Source organism: Oceaniferula spumae (assembly GCF_042849255.1).
Classification (GTDB): domain Bacteria; phylum Verrucomicrobiota; class Verrucomicrobiia; order Verrucomicrobiales; family Akkermansiaceae; genus Oceaniferula; species Oceaniferula spumae.
In genome coordinates this window covers 3,070,993-3,089,120 of record NZ_AP026866.1, presented here as the reverse complement: position 1 = coordinate 3,089,120, position 18,128 = coordinate 3,070,993, and the positions used below count along the sequence as shown (strand labels likewise).

Below are 18,128 nucleotides of genomic sequence, written 5' to 3'. Positions count from 1 at the left end.
GAATCCCTTTAGGATCACTCAGGAAACAACTCCGTGAGGATGGCCAGAGCCGGAGTGAAACCTGCGGATCCGAGAAAAGCGAGCGCCAAGACACTTGGTCCTCTGGTTTTCTCGTCTCGGAGCATAGGCACCTTCATCTGTAATTTCTTTAAGTTACCTTTGGAGTCCTCGGGAGTCTCAAGCCAGATGGCATCGACCTCACAACACATACGATCCGTCAAATATGGTCCATTTTCATGACTCTGCTCCCAATCAAGTAACCAGTGCTCGTCGCCGTGGAGTAGCACATTCGTCCGATTCAAATCGCCGTGCACCCGGCAAACCTCGACACCGTCATCTACAGAAGCATTTATCACCCGCCACAATGATGTACGATGCTCTAAGGTCTGCTTCATTGCTGACCACCAGTTCAGAGTTTCTATTTCCTCGCGGCCAATCAGCCTAGGATGACCTGAGAACTCATCGATCATAGGAGTTAAATCGGCGCCTTCACCCCAGTGTATTGCTCGGGCGTTGGATGGGGTTGTTTCAACCACGAGATGGCGAAATCCAGAAAAATCACCACAATTTAGCAGCCGGGGGATTCGGAAACTTCTCAACTGCATGGATTTCAAATGCCCCAGAGCCTTTTCTTCTTTTTCGATTAATCGATTATTTTTTTCATCGAGCGCCAATTTGCAAAAGCCAAAGGGTTCGCCTTCTGTATCCAGCAAATAAATATAGATCCGCCCCCGGTTCGGATCTCCTGGCCAGACCAACACCGGAAATATTTCCGCGCGATCAAGCTGACGCGCCAAGTTCACAAACCAATTTTCGAACTCGTTGCCTGAAAGTCCTTCGTGAAAATTTTCGCGCGCTGGATAGATCCAAGTCAGCAATCCCAGTGATGAAAGGCGGTGCAATGATTTTTTAACCAAACGCTTTTTTCCAGTATGCTCTGGGAAACAACGAATCGCAGCAGCCCTCAGCGAAACCGGCAACGTTTCGGAAGAGGGAAAAGCCATCAACGGCCTGCCACCAAACTTGACGATATGAAACTTCATCCTAAATCAGTCTAAAGCACCTATCTCCCAGAACCAATGCTCTCATAAATACACTCCCGAATATCATGGCGCACCGACAAAGAGACGACCAACGTCCAGAGTATTTTTAATCACCGATTCCATGGCGCGATAAAAACAATTGAATGACTCGCTCGCGCACTTTCTGCACCGTAGCGTCAACCCCTTCGGATGCGTCGATCAACTCGCCATGGGCTCGCTCGGCCACGATGTTGCGAATGACCTTTTGTTGCCGTTGAATTTCATCAATATCCAATTCAGGTTTCCCTCGATAAATCTCTCCAGCATCCCTATCGAGATACAGAATCAAGTCGGGTCGAGGTGTTAGCGATTCTAAAAAACGAAGATACCATCGCGGCACATTGCCATAACCACGCTGGTAATAGTAGTCTTGAAAATAGCGTGCAAAAATACACACCGCACCCTGTCCTCGGAGTTTAAACAACGGTAGCCTGCCAAGGATAAAATCCAGTGCGTAGTAGCTGACATATCCCATACCCTTCAAGCAGCTGTGGTCACGGTTCATGCCTGACCCCTTTGTTCCTGGGGCGATGGATTTTTGCTCAGTAACTTTCCTGCCTAATAGCTTGGCTATACGCTTCTTCAGCTGCTTCAGCTCGGGAACAATTCTGAAATTGTATTCATACCGCTGACAGATCTTGAAAGGTTGTTTATAAAACGACTCTGCTACGAGGTCAGCAATCGTGCTTTTGCCGGATCCATCAGGACCCAGTAACACCACATGCCCGCTCATAGGGGGGGTAAGATGGTGCCTGACATTACTGGTAAAGAAATCAATCGCATCGCTTGAAACACGACTGCGGGTTTGTTGCACCTGTAGCCTGATCTCAGGCACAAGTGACGCGACACCACCCCAGTCATTGGATTGACAAAATCCTAATAAGCGCTCTATCAAGTTCTCATTAAGCACTCCCACCAACCCCCTTCGGAAGGAATCGGCGTCTTCCAGTGTGCCGGTTCTCACCTCATCACGTGAGTTTTCCTTGAAGTCCGGATGACGAGTCAGCTCTTTTAATAATGCTACGGCTGCACCGAAGCCAGTGGGCACCACCATGACCCCCTGATCATTTCTGATACTGGCATCAAGTCCATACCGCCCATCGGCAATCGGGTAAAACCGATGATGACAGCCCCCGAAAAGATCGATCGGCAGGTAGCGGCGTTCCGGACCTGGACTGATCAAAAGACAGCAGCGGTATGCAAATTTATCAACGATTCTAACCACGGACCACCCTTCTTCTGTGGCGGCTTCACGCAGAACTGCCTCGGCCCGACCAGTATCCTCCGGCCTGATCAGTAAATCGATATCATATCGGGTGTAATCAGGCAGACCTTCACTACCTCGCAACACCGCCCACGAGAGACCCTGTTCATCCAAGCGATTGAAAAAAAGCCTCACCAGCGAGCCAATGGGCACGTCAGAAGGCTTAGGTTCTTTTTCAATGCGATATTTGAAAGCTGATTTAACCACAGTAAAAATAATGAATCACGGTCTAGCCGCCGCCACAGCCTCCCAAAAATTTTCAGCAAAATGTTCAGGTGTCCAGGTTTTGATGATCTCACGCGAGGAGGCGGACATACGCTCACATTCAACTGGATCAGAGGACAGCTTCACCAGAGCCTCCGTCATGGCGGCCTCATCCATTGGATCAAAGGTGTAACCATTGACTCCGTCTTGAACTAAATCGTAAGCAGCCCCAACGGTACGGGACACGCCGATCGGTAATCCGCAAGCCATTGCCTCGTTCACCACCAACCCCCATTGCTCCTGTAACGCAGGATGTATAAACGCACCTGCAAAGGCGTAATAAGCTACTAATTGATCGAATTGTTGGAAACCGGCAAAAGTAACGTCTGGAATTTTATCCTCGGACACCTGACTCCGCAGCTTTGCCTCATCCGGTCCTGTGCCCAATATAATGAGTCTCCAACCCTCCGGCTGATGTGTTCGGTAAAGTTGATAAGCCGCCAATAACCGGGGGATATTTTTTCTCTCGATGAATCGACTTGAGACCAGGAAATAAGATTGGTCCTCATCTAAGCCAGGCAGTTCTCGGTAAGCATCGCGATCCGCTTGAGCTGCCTTTGCCGCCTGAGAGAATCGTTCATTATCTACCACGTCATAACGATCATATATACGCTCCGCTTTCATGCCGAGCTCTTGCAGATACGCACGATGCGGAGAGCCGCCACAGTGAGCACTGTCAAACTGTTTTACAAAATGGCGCTTGATAGCCTCTTTCCACCAGCTACGAGGGGCATCATCGGCTTTCGACTCGGTCATCAGCACCCGAACACGATTATTTTTACGGCACCAGTGAAGTGCCGCTCTTGAATCGGTCATGCCATAACCAGAAACCCCAACCGCGTCGGGATTCAAATCATCAAGGCCATTTTTCATCGCCTTCTTCACCGCTGCCTTGTCCAACTCATGATACATCGCATCAGGAAACAACGTGACAATTTCCACTCCACCCAAATCCTCTCCAGCAACCCACGGCCTACCTTGCACCTGACCGGCCACCGCCAATCCAACCACCTTCACGCCAGCACCCGCCATTGCCTGACATGCTCTCAAGCGAGCAGTATGATAGGGCCCGAAGCTCGGCCATTGGAGAACAATTGTTTTCATAAAATTCCCACCACAGTAACTATTTGCGTTTGGTTGTGGTCATCAATTCCCATTGACTAAATCCATAATAAACTCGTCTAAGAACATCGGTGAATATGCCATTACTCTAAGGCCAAGCTTCATCATCCGGTTTGATGAGACGCTATCTTTTGCTTGGAGCAAACAAAGCTTTCTATCTTTCCAGTGCCCGTTGACCCCCCATTCTAACGCATGCACGACCAACCTTCTTGCCAACCGGTTTTCTAAAGCCCTGTCACAGCGATTTTTTTCTCGCGCTAATTTCAGCACAACATCACAGGCAATCATCACACTTCTAACATAGTCCGGACGAAACTGATTAGTTCCTATACGGCTAATTGAATGTTGACGCCAATATCCGACTATCGAATCTACAAATTTTCTTTTACCACCTGCAAGCTTCACCCTTGCCTGATACTCCCAATCTTGAGAACCGGTCATTTCGATGTTCCATTCCCCTACCGACTGAAGGTATTCGCGCTTGTACATGGCTCCCATCGTATGCCAATGGTAACCAGCTAGGTCGAACGGCTCATCTGTAAATGGCTCGCCCACAGGAGGACTCTCATCTCGCGGTATAAGTTGATGGTTTGCCCTGATTACTTTTCCGTATACATAGTCTAAACTTGTGTCTTCCACCATTGCTCCTAACAATGAAGCTACTCCACCGTCTGCAAGCACGTCATCTGAGTCGAGGAACAGGACATATTGACCACGTGCCAGATTCAAGCCACGATTCCGAGCTACCTGCGCGCCATAATTCTTGGGAGTTCGGCTCAGTGAAACGTGGCTATTTGCATCAGAGTATGTGTCACATAATTTTCCAACATCATCGGTAGATCCATCATCACATACAATTATTTCACAGGAATCCAAGTTTTGTCGTATCACCGAATCAATTGCCTCTCGTAGTAGCCCGTGGCGATTATACACAGGTATGATTATGCTAAGCTGCATGAGTTAGATTTAATTGAAAAATATTTTTTCAAAGACGGGTTTGAGGAGCATACTCCCAGTTTTAGTCAAATGATGTTCGTCCCGATAGAGTAACACACCATTCTGATCCATAAATCTTACCTCTCCATTTTCTGATGTCAGACAGTGCGTAACATCGATTAGATTTACGTTGGGCGTCTCATCCCTAATTTTTTGTACCACGGGCAAATAGTTCTTAAGACGTTGAGCATGTTGTTTTGAACTCAAATGCGGCAGCGGTAACCCATGCCAATAATGTAGCGCGACTGCCTTAGCCACATGCATCTCAAATATTGGGACTTCCAACAAAATCGAGACCTTTAAACCCAAGCCCTCCAGTTGTTTGATCGTGAAAATAAGAGCATCTGGAAAGCCCTGTACTGGTCTAGGTATATTTCCCGTCCGATGCAGAGTATCTACATAGTAGCCCCACCTGAATGCCAAGACTATATGCTCCAGACCTTCTTTTTCCACAAGCTCTTGAATCTCTCTGAACACAGACTCAGCGTATTCATTTTTCTCATTAAATATCGGGCCGTCTGATTGAACTCGACACCATCCTAACACTGGAGCCACTCCGCCCTTACTAACTGCAACGGCAGATGCACCATGCCTAACACATATATCATGCAGCATAAATTTTAATACGCCCGCATGACTATCACCCCACATCATCACCTTACATGATTTCCCGCTTTCGCCCAACCAAACTAGCCTTTTGCTTGGATCCTGAACCGCAAAAGTCTCATCTCCCTTAACCATATCATAATCTGCGACTATACTCGGCAAACGCGATGGCATCCCCCTCGTCTGCCAAAGTGCTATTCCTGCACAGAGAGTAAACAAGCTAACTAGGCCGGTGTATAAAAAAATCCTACGACGATTATATGCCCACTTCCGTTCGCGAAATGGTCGTTCAATATATAGCAAGGAAAGTACACTTAATAATACGGAAATAACAATGTAAGTGAGCGCAACTGGCACACCTGGTGATTCTGAAAATAAATAGCGGTGGAAAGCAAAGAATGGCCAATGCCACAAATACAACGAGTAAGAAATCAACCCGATTGCCACCAAACCTTTATTTGAAAGCAGCTTATTCACACCAGAGTAGGTGATCTTGCTGTCTATAGGAAATCCGGACCAAATGATTGCCGCAGCACCAATGACAGGAAGAATCGCCGCCACCCCAGGAAATAAAGTATCAGGACTATAATAAAACAAGGCGTACATTATGCAGCACAAACCAATCCACCCCATCAATCTGCGTATTGGCTCATTTGAAACTGGTCGAGCAAATACTAGCAGCGAACCAGCACCTATCTCCCAGGCTCGCGAAGGCAGTAAGTAGAATGCTGCATCGGGATCCATCTCAATCGAATACACCGAAACAACAAAACTTATTATTAACCCGACGCACAAAATAATTCCTATTCGCATCTGGCAACGCAAGTAAAATAACAAGCACAGGACTAATGGAACAATGAGGTAAAATTGTTCCTCCACAGATAGCGACCAAGTGTGTAACAAAGGGTTTTCTTCTGCCAATGGATCGAAATATCCAGAAGTACGCCAGAATTGTATATTGGATGCAAAAACTGTCACCGCAACGACTGACTGGCCTACAGTCTGATAGGCAAAAGGCAGCAGCAGAAACCATCCAGCAATAAGACATGCAACCACTACAACTGCAAGAGCTGGAAAAATTCTTCGCGCTCTCCGTTCCCAGAATTCAATTAATGAAAATTTACCAGCATGTAAGTCTCTTAAGATCAGCGACGTGATCAAATATCCCGAAATCACAAAGAATACATCGACTCCAACGAACCCACCAGTGACCCCTAAATCAGCGTGAAACAGGACGACACCTAATACCGCAATGGCACGCAGCCCATCTATATCGGCGCGGTACATAAACTTTGCTGTATGATCCAACATGATGCACTCAAGAATAACTGCCTATAAATAGAAACATAAGCCTATGATGCTAATCTAGCTTCAAATCAAAATGCTTAAACACTCTCCTCAATTGCTGATCGTTTTGCCCTTGGTCCACGTTCGTTACTGCCAAGCCCGATTGTGTGGTTCCCGGATAGTCAAGGCTAGGAAAGTCATAACGACTTTTGCGACACTTGTATCCTGAATATATATATGCGGCCTTGAGCCAAATATCATCGGCGCGAGGGCATAGGTTCATGATTAATTCCCGGTTACGAAACTCGTCACCTATTGCTAAGGGACGTATGAGAACCCCGCCACAACCCACGGGAAACAGCTCATGAGCACTGTTTGGTAGTGAGCTCACTCCTCTCAGCCAGTTAGCGTATTCGTCAGGCATCATATCAGCCTTAACCTTGATTCGATGACACCGATGCGCGAGGATCTCCGTATTCTGCTCCTTACCCTCTTTCACCAAAGCCTCAAACCAATCCCGAGGATAGAAGGTGTCATCATCGGCGATGACAAACGGGTTCTCATGCCCCGATTCAATCAAAGGCAACCACTTTTTATGTGGCCCGATGTCATCCGTCTCATGGAATTGTACGCCGTGCTCAATAAAAAACTCTCGATGATGTTTTTGAATCATATTCTGATCCTGTGGGCATAACCATACGTGCACCGCCGCAGGTCTTATGCTCTGCTCTATCATAGACAATAGGACTAAGGGGAGAGGGTCTTTCCTCGGCTTCCATGATGTAATCGAAATTGGGACATCAGATTTTACTGCTGAGATCCGTGGTTTATTCGCATCTGCCAATATAGCTTCCAGCCGTGCTTTTTGTCTGCGTTGGAAGTAATCAATCATCAAGCGCCGACTACGCCCGCGATCCCGCAACAAAGCCGTCAGCAACTTACCTCTCTCAATAAATCTCAAGACAAATTCAATTTTGAACTCATAACTTCTTTGCACTAACTCTGGCTCCTTTGACCGTAATCAAATGCCAAGAACTAAGCGCCGCTACGACATGCCAACTGCTACTTGGACCCGGGCTTGTAGACCTCAAGCTGCCGCTTTGCTATTACCGATCCATCAAATCGATCTCTCGCCCAGTCACGGTTCACTCGCCAACGCCCTCCATTGACTGCTTGCTTTTTCAGCGCTCGCTCGACTGCATCCAATAACTTCTCCCAGTCTCTATCAGGAACAAGATATCCTGCACACTCGTCTGAAACAGCATCATGGACGCCTCCTACATCAAAGGCTACGATTGGTGTGCCACACGCCTGGGCTTCAGCGATAGCCATTCCAAACGTTTCCATTGAGGATGGAGAAACGAACACATCGCTAGTAAAATAAACTTCTGCCAATTCAGAAGCTGACTCCAGTCTTCCCATAGGCCTCACATCCAGGTTAGACGGCAGTTCAATTTCACCGTCACCGAAAAGCAATATGACACAATTACTGGCGAGTTTTTCCCGCTTGGCGAAAGCAGTCAAAAACTCAGGAATTCCCTTGAATCTGTCAGTGACAGCACGGGCACCCAACGCCAAGACATGTTTCCCAGGTGCTATCTGAAACGATGCACGAATGTCTGTGATATGATGGTCGAAGTAAGCAGCATCGATGATGGGATGGACTATTGTATATTCATCCTTGCCAACTTCACTGAATACTTTTGATTCCTCGTTTTTATGAGCCATCCAACGACTATTTGCGATTGGAAGAATGTGTTTGCTTTTTACAAATCCAAATTTCAAGCGTAGTTCGTGTTGCGCCCATTGCTTTGTCCCGGTTTTAAGAATCGGGCAACTGCGGCAATGATTACGGAATTCGTTGCAACCTGAATAAATAATACAACCACCACTTAATGGCCAAAGATCGTGTGTTGTCCAAAAGACCCTACTCCCCTCTGGAATTAGGCTCTCTAAGCCACGCAGCCCTATCCATCCCGTTAACCCGTGCAGATGAATGATATCCCCATTTGCTGGCAGTTTTTGGCCAGTGAAAGTTTCCATTCCCATCAATGAATGAAATGGAGCTGACGTAAGACGGTGAGATAATGACTTAATCACACGAGTCGTGATAGAAGAAATCGACCCTTTGTTTCTCACTATTTGAAAGGTGCCCTCAGGACCATCCACGTCTTCACTTAACACGTAGCTTTTTACACCGGCATCTCGCAAAGCCTTGCTCAAACGTAATGCATATGTACCGGCACCACCGTAGAGCGTTTTTGTTATGTGCCAGACTCTCACAAATGATTTAATATTTATGGTGACGATGGTCTACCGCCGATTTCTTCTTGGAGAATGCAAATTGTCATGAAGTAAAATCGTCCAATTCCTGGATCACAATGCGACTTATCGATGTGGCATTAGTAACCAGCGACGGTATCCAGCCCAGGATAGAGATTTTCGTCGGTCAAGCGCAGGAAAAACTCCAGCTATAGCCTGCCACCACCAAACAGGTTCAAGTAGCAACCAATACCAACCTCGGCTGTATGCGTATCTTGCTTGAGAAAACATTCTGTATAACATAATTGGTATGCAATGAGGAAATGGACAGCGCATGAGCGTACTCCAAAACTCGTTCCTCGCATGCCGATGATGGTTCCTTCTTTCGCTTCTGGCTAAGCCTGAATAGTGATGGCGTATGATTATCTCAGGGTAGATGATCACATCCCAGTTATTTCCAATGCACTGTAGTGCGTAGTCAGGCTCTTCATACATATGGAAAAACATCGGCTCAAAGCCAGGGAGCGTCTTATAAGTGGATACTCTAAGGCAAGCGCCCGAGTTAGGGAAAGTTCGAGTTTGCCGACGTATTCCGAAGTTCTTCTTTTCAAGACTATGTGGATACTCGTCAGTACGTTGGGGAAAGGTAGCTATCGCTAGATTCGGATTGGATGCAAACAAAGCCCCCAGCTTGGCGAGCGCATCCATTTGCTCTGGATAGCTATCGTCATCTAAAGCCAACACAAGATCTCCAGAAACATTCTGCATAACTTCCGATCTTGACGCGACAGAACCTTGCGACTTCTCATGCTCAATCAGTTTTACTTTAGGATAATATTCTCTCAAAAACTCTACAGTGCCATCACTGCACCCGTCCGCAACCACCCAAACCTCAAGCGGAGCAGGCACAAGGGCATCGACCTTTGATAAGGTCCGTTTCAACTCATCCACACGATTCAACGTGGTGATCATTACTGAGATGTCCATTGAGGTAGAATTTTAGGTCATTGTAGTGACTTATTAATCAGCACGTTCGATGTCAAGTTGACGTTATTCTTTTGAGCTTTACGACAAGCCGTTTAAAAAAAATGTTTATCTCTTCGAGGATTATATCTTGCCAAGCCCTAACTCGACCGATTGTTGAATCCCCATATTTGTTTCGGTAGTGCTTTAAGCGGAATGCAGACATTGGTTTATCAAAACTGTTCCTAATTTGCATCAGTGGTTTCTTTCCACAGAAATGAAGCACCCAAGGACGCTCTACCTTGGCAGGAGGACCCGACAGATGACACGGGAATCGTTGCTCCAAATCACCTGTTTGTTGGTCACCTGTGGTCACTTGAAGATTCAGTTCTTGAAATTTTATTTCACCCCTCTGAGCCATGCTAAGAATCAAATAATTCATAATTCCTTGGTCCTTTGTCCAACTAAATAAAGTCGGCTTTTTCTGTCTCCATTCCTCTACTTGCAACCATGCTTCCGGGGAGATAACACCTCTTTTAGCCACAAATGCACCTGAACAAAAATACGGCTGCTCGTTCCAGATAAAGTTTGGATCAAATTCCTTTAATTGCTCTGGGTCCAAGAATATATTACAAAGTGTTTCTACCGTGTGCTTTTTCCACCGACTAGGTCGAAGCGCTATAAAATCCATTCCCCCAGGATTAAACAGGGAAAGAACATCTCCCCAAAATATCGCATCGGCATCCAGATATAAAAAATGTTCAAATGGCCCCTCCCACATCGCCATCAGCTTCGAACGATTATTGGCCGCACATAAATTCCGTAACACCGGGTCTGTCATCTCTTGAGGTCGGATGACTTGCACATCATAGAGCTCCACCAATTCATCGACAGAAAAGTCCCCGTCAGCGATGATGCAAATAGGCACATTCCCTGAGAAATGCCGAATGCTGGCACATGATGCTTTAGCCATAAAATAGTCATCCTTATAACAAGCGATGACTACACCGAATGGTTTTATCTTTTGATACATACATCTACAGTGTTCTTAACCCAAACAATATTATCGCCAAAGCCATCACTTGAAGATTCTAGTTTACCCGTTTTCAATGCATTAAAAGGGGAGAATCCTAAATCAGATAGTAGCTTTGGAGCTTCATTATCGTTTCCTTTGAAATGCTCCATAACTACGGCTATTCGTCCTGAACGCGTCAAGATCTTGGTAGCACCGCGAATAACTTCTGCTTCATGCCCTTCTACATCAATTTTCATGAGATTGACATCTCGATCCCCTATCAGGGGTTCGACATCATCATCCAAACGAACCGCACTACCTACTAAACCTTCCAAATCCCCCGTTCGAATCACACTGGTTTGGCCCCTGTTCACTAGATTCCGGCTTAAATTGATAACGCCCCCCTTATCAGAGGCAGCACAACACCTTATGATTGCATTCTTGATTTTATTCGATACGCAAGTTCGATCTAACAATGAGCAAACTTCGCAATCAACTTCATAGCCTATAACAATCCCGCCTTCCGCCAGTATTTTCGCAATTGGGACAAAATGGGTTCCTACGTTTGCTCCGACATCAATCGCGCAATCACTAGGCTGCAACCAGTTTTTATAAAACATATATACGTTGTAGTCCCTAAATCCTTTAGCATATGTAATATAAGAAGATGTATTATGAATAGGGGTGTAGTACACTATGCCCAAACCATCTTTAAACTTCATACTTCTGCTAGAAAACAACTCTATCAAATGGAAGGCCGAAAATTTCCACCATTTAGTACAAAACGAACGATCACCCTGAGTCAATAAACCACTTTTCGCCGTACGCCATGCACGCTTTAAAGTCGTTATTTTTTTTTTGTAATTCATTTTTGAATTTTCACTGTTAATAATATGCTATGCTTAAAACGCCTCTTTTCAGGCACCGCCATATAAAAATCAGTTAAAGCAGTTGTTTTTTAGCCCGCGTCAATCTAATAAATATCGCTTGCTCGTTCTTATCCCGTAAATATACTGAACGAAGGATTGTTAATCATGCGTATTCTAATCCAATATCTGACTATCTTTATTGGTCCGTAAATAAAATACTCAAACCAGTATACAGCAATATTCAGTGAGCGCCTATCAGTATCACCACCTTCCTTAATCCATATTGACGCTTCACGCCACAGGTGGAAAAAAAACCTCAAAGGTGAAATCAGCCACAAGATGACCGCATTCACACATGATTGAGGCAAACTCGTTTCTGGGCGGGGTAGATCTACATCTAAATCTCGCGCAATACGCTCAAAAAGGGCTTGAGCAGGTGTGTATTTACGAGTTAACCATGGCGCGCTATTTGTGTAATGCAATATAGAAGGGAGTTTGTTTTCGAGTTGCTTGTCAAATGCCCACGATGGAGTATTCCATTCCTTGCCCAACTCATACCATCTTTCAGCCAGCAGCGCGTTAAAAGCGCTTTGATCTGCGTAACTGGCATGGTCGCCCAATTCGCTGAGCAATTTACAGGCACGAGAGGCAAACCGTTCGTCCCTCAACGCTTCCAAATCCAGTGTCAATACCCCGGCATTGAAATAGGTATCGCAATGTTCTACCCCCGCATGCTTGGCTATAAGCGCCGAGTCCTGCGCGGGGCTTTTGGTTTCCCAATCTGGTGAGGCAGCGAGAGGGTGAGGAGAAGCCTTGAGCTCAGCCAGAATTTTACTAATATCATCAAATACTATTGTGTCAGAATCAAGATAGAGCAGATGTTTCACATCCAGTAATTCTGGTAATGAAAGCCGCAAATAGGAAGAAATATGATAGTTTACCACTTTAACATTTTTGAATAGCTTCCGTGGCCAATCAAGGAATTCAATTTCTATTTCAGGTCGATTAATGTAACGCGCGCATAGGCTGGATTTGGATTCATCACTCAGGCCAGCGTCCACAATATACACCTTTACCCCGAGGCCCTTAGTTATATTGAGCAGAGCACTGTGTAGCGATACTGCTAGCCCAGGAAAAAAACGCTCATTCGCACAAAAAGCAATATGAAACGGTCTGTTCTCTAATATAGTATCAGATTCCATTAAATTCCCTACCTTTCACTTAGCTGCTTACTCACTGGTGTTATATACACAGTGTATGATTATTATGACTTTGCATGTGTCATACCTAGATATCGTAGCCCCATATCTACTTATTGTTGAGAACCTGCTTCAACCACGCTTCAAATTTGGGCACATCAACCTTAAAATCAGGCTCATTTTCATCAATGGAGTGTTCTACATCAGTTCCTACAAAACAATCATACTCAAGGCCGAGAGCACGGGTCATCATCCAATAATGAATACGAGTAACCCTGGGCCCATGAATCTCCAAAACCTTACAATTCTCGGGAACAAACAACATGTTAGTCAAACCTGCCCCGTGTTGAGCGAGTACGATCGAACACTCAGAAAATAACTTCACTTGCTCGGTAAATTCAAGTTTTTCAGCATGAACGATCTCAAAGCCTAATTTTGTCACATGCTCTGCAAGCTCATTTTCATTAATCAGTATACGTCTACGCGCACTTGCACGTGAAATAAACACACGTCGGGTCCCCTTGTTTTCATGATGCCCTAATTTGTCAACTAATGCTTTACGCAGTTGCTTCGCGATCATTGGCGAAACCGCAGCTTGTTCAGAATGTCCGGATGCCGTTGGAAACCATAGCCTTTCCACTATTGAGTCAGTGTGGTGATTCTGGAATAAACATAGCTCTGGCAAAACCCCCAAGGCTTTTAGTGAATCTTTTTGGTAATCACAGATCTCTTCAGCAACCAAAAATCTGGTGTCAGGAGGCAAATGCGGCAGAGCTGAATAGAGTCTAGGCAACTCATCCCAAAACCAGTGGAAATACTGAGACCCATTCCTTCCCATCATACAGTACCAGTTACCCTCTAGTTTTCTGGTTTCGGATATTGGCCATTCATTTAAATAAATCGGATGATGATAGACATTGGAAACCCTCCAATGAGTTTCCGCTATATAGTAGCTGTCATTTTCACCAAAAGAAATCATTCCCCGATGCCCTCTAACCTTGGCATTGGGTATGATAATAAGATGCTGGCTGTGAAAGCCCAGACCATCCACTAATTGAAATATTTTGTCTAGTTTTGGGTGACTTCGAATACACTCTGGCAAAGGGTCATCCATCAGAAAAGGCTCTTGGATTTTTTTGCTTTCAAAGCCTTGTGTAGGTGCCCAGAGAAGCAAATTCTCGCATATAGGCGGTGTCACAGATATGCCCATTTTCTGAACCATAGTCCGACATACCCTGCGGGCGTGTGTTTTTAATTTCTCAACATGTAATTTGATACTCATAAAGATGATGGCCTGATGTCAAACGTTCATGTAAGTTTCCCCGTCAAGGGGACAGTTCTTAGGTAGAAATTTGTTCCATTTTCTTGCGGTAGATTATTGCTGGAACTTTACCCAAGACGTCATGTGGACGCTCTACCTTTCTGGTCGATCATCCGTCCCTATGCATGCCATCTAACTTCATTAACAGGGTCGAGCATGTAAGCGTCAAGAACCTCGTTTCTGAAGCTTCTACTGAACTTTTCGATGTAGGCGTTCTGAGTTAGTTTAGCAGTTTGGATGTGGTGTATCTTCACGCCGTTTTCTTCGGCCCACGACACAAGGTTTGGGTTAGAAACTCATGAGGTTGTCCACGCGAATCTGTTTGGGCAGCCCGCGACTTTCCTTGATCTGGTCAAGACCCCTGACACCTCGCTCTGCCGGGAGCGAGGTGTCAACCTTCATACGCAGAGCTTCACGCACACCTTCATCGAGGATGTTCAGAGTGCGGAACCTACGCTCTGGTTCAGAACCATCGATGACAGCCTGCCCCTTTTCTTTTTTGGTTTTTAACCAGGCGATACCAACTCGTACGGCTCACACCTACGATCTTATATGCCTGAGTGACACTCATATTCTTCTGCCAGGTTAGATTTCCGGCCGACTCAATTGCTTCGATCGTAGCGAGCGCTTTCTTTTTAAGCAACTTTTTGATCGCTTCATCCTCCAAAGCCAGATTGGCATACATTTGCATGAGCTTGGCGTTCTCCGCTTAGAGCTCCTTGACACCTTCAGCTCTGAAGCATCCATGAATCCATATTAGCGTTTCCATTTGTAGTAGTTCGCCGGACTCATGCCGTGTTTCCGAAATACATCGTAAACCTTCATCCCGTTCTCGACCTTCTTCAGAATCGTTATGATCCAACTCTCTGTGCACTTCGATTTCCTGATGTTCTATTAAGTTTTTATTGCCATATAACTCTACTTTTAAAGTGTCGCGTCAATAGGGAAGCGTACTCTCTGAGCTGCCTAGTTTTTTCTGCTCTTTACTCTTATGATTATCGGATACTTTCTAAGAGAGAGATTTACATGTTACCGTTTCTAGAATATCTCTGAAATCATGGCGTATAGTTTTAGGATCAAATTCATTTTCAGCCGCAAATCGACTACTTTCATGAAACAAATCAAGATCAATCCGGCCACGAGCATTCTTATATTTCATGATTTCATCATATAATGCCGCAGCTTTAGAGTCCGTCACGCACAAGGCACGGCTATCCGACTTAGCCCATTCGATACCTGAGCAATAGTCAGGCCCCCATACTATTAGAGGCAAACCGTGCTGAACGCCCTCTATAAGTTTCGATGGAAAACTTGTCATCATACGCCTTTTCAAGGACGGTTCAAAACTCATCGTCACCAGAATAGCGTCAAATTCAGGAACCCGGTTCATCAATTTGTCGGGCGATAAAGATCCGTGAAAACGTCCTGCTTTCCGAAAGTGATCTTCGGCCCCACGTTTCCAGTGTGGTTTGGGTCCAAATACATGAAGCTCAATATCATCATTCCCCTCGAGGTGATTCAAAGCCGCTTCCACCATTGGCCCATACTCTGACAAATTACCAAAATAAACTATTTTTAATGGTTTATCTTTTTCCTTTCCCTCCGAGTTCGAACGACTTAGCGGTAACGTCGTAGGCAGATCATGGATCAGTTGAGCATGACTTGGACTATCAAGCTCACGGATCATTCCCTTACTAACACCAATTACAGCCGTAGATTGGGAACAAGTATTGCGCAGTATCTGATCAACACGACCCCGGAAGAAACCAGGGACATCGTCGAAGTCTGCCCACCAATCTTGAAAAAAGGTAACAATCGGAATATGATTCCGTTTCGACGCTTTAACAGCTGCTAGATGTAGCCAACCGTGTGCTACTGTTACAATCAGTTCTGGCTTGAAATCGTTTATTTCATGGTCAATTGTCCTAGCAGAGGGACAAACTGGCCATATGCATTCTATTCCAGCGCTGATCTTCAGAAATCCTAACTGCCGTAATTTGCCAATTAACTTTAGGCGTAGGGGAAATTTATTCCACCTGAAGACCTTGGTTTCCAACTCTTCGTCTTGATTTAAATACCTGTCCAAGATCAATTCTCCACCATAGCCAGAAGCATTGGGAACAACCGAAGAGATAACAAATATTTTCACGTTTGCTGATACAGGCTAGTTGTTTTCAAATATTAACTTCGCTTTTGGTCTATACCGAATACTTGCTGTGAGTTAACCACTCGCCAGAGCTCTAATTTCTTTGACCACAATCCTTTGGAGGCGGACTGGGTTAAAAATCCCCGCCTTCAACTTTTCGGCCGCCTCGGATAGCCTTGCGCTCTCTGAAGGCTTGGTTCTCAGTAAATCTAAAGCATCAATTACGTGACTTGATTCTGGACGATTTACAACCATAGCGGCGTTTTCTCTGATTGCTACTATAGAAGGAGTGCAGTAACTAGGGCCCCATAAAACAATCGGCTTCTCGAAAGCTGCGTAGTCCAGAAATTTCGTGGTGAAGCTTGTTCTCATAAAACGCTCATGCTCTCGTTCAAAACTCATAACCACCAGTAACGCGTCTGCCCCTTTAATTACCTCTGCAGCCTTTTCCGGAGGCAAAAAACCAAGACAAACACCTTCATTTCTAGCCAGCTCAATTTCTGGAACTGGCCAATCGCCCGTCGGTCCTACTATAATCAACTCTAGATCACTATGCTCTCTGATAAGATTTAACAAACTTCTAAGCATTCTCCCGTAGAAGCTTTGTGCTGACCCTACATAAACGACTCGAAATTTGTTGTTCTTGGGAGGGTATATTTGAGACGGCGTCTGGTGTATACCGGGTATTGGATAAACAACGTGGGTATTTGGATGTTCGCCAAGGATTTCCTGCATGCCATCACTAGTACAGAGTGCAAGGTCGCACTGCCGATATAGCTTCCGGTAACGGCGGCTAAGAACTGGCTGAAACACGCTGTGACCGAAGTGGGGTGCCATTATAGGAAACCAATCTAGGAAGAGCCCCGCCAGTGGGATACCGTTACGTTTGGCAGCTCGTGCAGCCATATGACATAGACCCGTTTCTGCAAGTGTTAGAATCACGTCTGGCTTATATTTATTAATAGTATTTTGAAGGCTTCTGCTTACAGTCATCGGCCAAATGAAATTTTCATAATCTGATAACCATTTTCCGAACACATGTCCAAATCGGGATTTGCGCAGACGTTGTAACGGGTATGGCAACTCAAGTTTCGTATCAACTAACAAGTCGTTCGCGAAGTCCGCATTGCTCGCTACGTGTAGATCAAAATCATTTCGTTCAATGAGATGCCGATACATCACAATACGAACACCACAATCGTTTCGAGGCGGCACAATACTAACAAGGAGTAGCTTAGGACGTTTCATGAGTTCCCACTATACTGTATGCTCGACTTATAGGGCTTAACCAAGTGATTATATACTCTTGGAAGGCGACCTAGAGTTTCGGAATATTCACGATCTTCTTTTTCAATGTAAGAATTAAGTGAATAAACATTATTACCAGACAATGCTGCATAGACCCCTGAAGCGCTATTGAAAATAAAAACAGTTAAAGCATAATCGCAAAATATGTCCTCTAAGCACACGAATTGAGGCATTTCCTGAACCTTGATGAATGAGCACGGTAGCAATATACTCCTCACATAAGAGATACTTTGCTCTTTTGTCTGACTAGGGTGTAGCTTAAAGGATAACTCTGACACGCCGTTTACTTTGCAGTCATATAGAAATTGTTTAAGTGCAGCACATAGTGAATCTGCGGATGTCCGCCCTAGCTCGACTAGCGCATCAAAAACTAAGACTGGGTGATGTGGTAGTTTCTGTGCACTTTTTCGAGGGAAGAGTTTAT

Annotated in this window: 17 protein-coding genes; all 17 read right to left on the bottom strand. The window is 45.2% G+C overall.

Features of this window, described 5'->3' with window-relative positions:
• Positions 1-14 precede the first annotated feature (14 nt).
• The 17 genes from ACSPJT_RS13065 to ACSPJT_RS12985 all read right to left on the bottom strand — a co-directional run bounded on the left by ACSPJT_RS13065 (position 15) and on the right by ACSPJT_RS12985 (position 17,644).
• The gene (locus ACSPJT_RS13065) at positions 15-1,043 is read right to left on the bottom strand and encodes an RIO1 family regulatory kinase/ATPase domain-containing protein (protein ID WP_435893000.1); all 1,029 of its coding nucleotides are present in this window, start codon (positions 1,041-1,043) and stop codon (positions 15-17) included.
• Positions 1,044-1,149: 106 nt separating this feature from the next.
• Positions 1,150-2,553 (bottom strand): hypothetical protein, encoded by a 1,404-nt coding sequence (locus ACSPJT_RS13060; protein ID WP_435892999.1) that lies wholly within the window; start codon positions 2,551-2,553, stop codon positions 1,150-1,152.
• 15 nt (positions 2,554-2,568) lie between these two features.
• Entirely contained in the window at positions 2,569-3,714 is a 1,146-nt protein-coding gene (locus tag ACSPJT_RS13055; protein ID WP_435892998.1) for a glycosyltransferase, read from the bottom strand.
• A 42-nt stretch (positions 3,715-3,756) separates the two neighbouring features.
• The gene (locus tag ACSPJT_RS13050; protein ID WP_435892997.1) at positions 3,757-4,689 is read right to left on the bottom strand and encodes a glycosyltransferase family 2 protein; all 933 of its coding nucleotides are present in this window, start codon (positions 4,687-4,689) and stop codon (positions 3,757-3,759) included.
• Between the two features lie 9 nt (positions 4,690-4,698).
• Entirely contained in the window at positions 4,699-6,645 is a 1,947-nt protein-coding gene (locus ACSPJT_RS13045; RefSeq protein ID WP_435892996.1) for an acyltransferase family protein, read from the bottom strand.
• A gap of 49 nt (positions 6,646-6,694) precedes the next feature.
• The gene (locus ACSPJT_RS13040) at positions 6,695-7,294 is read right to left on the bottom strand and encodes a hypothetical protein (RefSeq protein WP_435892995.1); all 600 of its coding nucleotides are present in this window, start codon (positions 7,292-7,294) and stop codon (positions 6,695-6,697) included.
• A 389-nt stretch (positions 7,295-7,683) separates the two neighbouring features.
• Positions 7,684-8,904, bottom strand: a complete 1,221-nt coding sequence (locus ACSPJT_RS13035) for a glycosyltransferase (protein ID WP_435892994.1) — start codon at positions 8,902-8,904, stop codon at positions 7,684-7,686.
• A 105-nt stretch (positions 8,905-9,009) separates the two neighbouring features.
• Entirely contained in the window at positions 9,010-9,870 is an 861-nt protein-coding gene (locus ACSPJT_RS13030) for a glycosyltransferase family 2 protein (RefSeq protein WP_435892993.1), read from the bottom strand.
• Positions 9,871-9,922: 52 nt separating this feature from the next.
• Positions 9,923-10,879 (bottom strand): hypothetical protein, encoded by a 957-nt coding sequence (locus ACSPJT_RS13025; protein WP_435892992.1) that lies wholly within the window; start codon positions 10,877-10,879, stop codon positions 9,923-9,925.
• The gene (locus tag ACSPJT_RS13020; RefSeq protein WP_435892991.1) at positions 10,864-11,730 is read right to left on the bottom strand and encodes an FkbM family methyltransferase; all 867 of its coding nucleotides are present in this window, start codon (positions 11,728-11,730) and stop codon (positions 10,864-10,866) included. Before ACSPJT_RS13020 ends, ACSPJT_RS13025 begins: the two co-directional genes overlap by 16 nt.
• 128 nt (positions 11,731-11,858) lie before the next feature.
• On the bottom strand, positions 11,859-12,932 hold the full coding sequence (locus ACSPJT_RS13015; RefSeq protein ID WP_435892990.1) for a glycosyltransferase family 8 protein: 1,074 nt from the start codon (positions 12,930-12,932) through the stop codon (positions 11,859-11,861).
• 106 nt (positions 12,933-13,038) lie between these two features.
• On the bottom strand, positions 13,039-14,211 hold the full coding sequence (locus ACSPJT_RS13010; protein WP_435892989.1) for a glycosyltransferase family 61 protein: 1,173 nt from the start codon (positions 14,209-14,211) through the stop codon (positions 13,039-13,041).
• Positions 14,212-14,369: 158 nt separating this feature from the next.
• A complete protein-coding gene (locus ACSPJT_RS13005) occupies positions 14,370-14,504 on the bottom strand; it encodes an integrase core domain-containing protein (RefSeq protein ID WP_435896203.1) in 135 nt (44 codons plus the stop codon).
• Between the two features lie 209 nt (positions 14,505-14,713).
• Entirely contained in the window at positions 14,714-14,941 is a 228-nt protein-coding gene (locus ACSPJT_RS13000) for a hypothetical protein (RefSeq protein WP_435892988.1), read from the bottom strand.
• Between the two features lie 65 nt (positions 14,942-15,006).
• Positions 15,007-15,138, bottom strand: a complete 132-nt coding sequence (locus ACSPJT_RS12995; protein WP_435896202.1) for a transposase — start codon at positions 15,136-15,138, stop codon at positions 15,007-15,009.
• Between the two features lie 121 nt (positions 15,139-15,259).
• Complete coding sequence (locus tag ACSPJT_RS12990; RefSeq protein WP_435892987.1) at positions 15,260-16,399, bottom strand: hypothetical protein; 1,140 nt, start codon at positions 16,397-16,399, stop codon at positions 15,260-15,262.
• A 72-nt stretch (positions 16,400-16,471) separates the two neighbouring features.
• Positions 16,472-17,644, bottom strand: coding sequence for a glycosyltransferase (locus ACSPJT_RS12985; protein WP_435892986.1), 1,173 nt, complete (start codon positions 17,642-17,644; stop codon positions 16,472-16,474).
• Positions 17,645-18,128 lie beyond the last annotated feature (484 nt).

Excerpts from the sequence above, each read along its gene's own strand:
- ACSPJT_RS13065 (WP_435893000.1), bottom strand. The coding sequence starts at position 1,043 with ATGAAGTTTCATATCGTCAAGTTTGGTGGCAGGCCGTTGATGGCTTTT.
- ACSPJT_RS13055 (WP_435892998.1), bottom strand. The coding sequence starts at position 3,714 with ATGAAAACAATTGTTCTCCAATGGCCGAGCTTCGGGCCCTATCATACT.
- ACSPJT_RS13050 (WP_435892997.1), bottom strand. The coding sequence starts at position 4,689 with ATGCAGCTTAGCATAATCATACCTGTGTATAATCGCCACGGGCTACTA.
- ACSPJT_RS13045 (WP_435892996.1), bottom strand. The coding sequence starts at position 6,645 with ATGTTGGATCATACAGCAAAGTTTATGTACCGCGCCGATATAGATGGG.
- ACSPJT_RS13040 (WP_435892995.1), bottom strand. The coding sequence starts at position 7,294 with ATGATTCAAAAACATCATCGAGAGTTTTTTATTGAGCACGGCGTACAA.
- ACSPJT_RS13030 (WP_435892993.1), bottom strand. The coding sequence starts at position 9,870 with ATGGACATCTCAGTAATGATCACCACGTTGAATCGTGTGGATGAGTTG.
- ACSPJT_RS13025 (WP_435892992.1), bottom strand. The coding sequence starts at position 10,879 with ATGTATCAAAAGATAAAACCATTCGGTGTAGTCATCGCTTGTTATAAG.
- ACSPJT_RS13020 (WP_435892991.1), bottom strand. The coding sequence starts at position 11,730 with ATGAATTACAAAAAAAAAATAACGACTTTAAAGCGTGCATGGCGTACG.
- ACSPJT_RS13015 (WP_435892990.1), bottom strand. The coding sequence starts at position 12,932 with ATGGAATCTGATACTATATTAGAGAACAGACCGTTTCATATTGCTTTT.
- ACSPJT_RS13010 (WP_435892989.1), bottom strand. The coding sequence starts at position 14,211 with ATGAGTATCAAATTACATGTTGAGAAATTAAAAACACACGCCCGCAGG.
- ACSPJT_RS13000 (WP_435892988.1), bottom strand. The coding sequence starts at position 14,941 with ATGCAAATGTATGCCAATCTGGCTTTGGAGGATGAAGCGATCAAAAAG.
- ACSPJT_RS12985 (WP_435892986.1), bottom strand. The coding sequence starts at position 17,644 with ATGAAACGTCCTAAGCTACTCCTTGTTAGTATTGTGCCGCCTCGAAAC.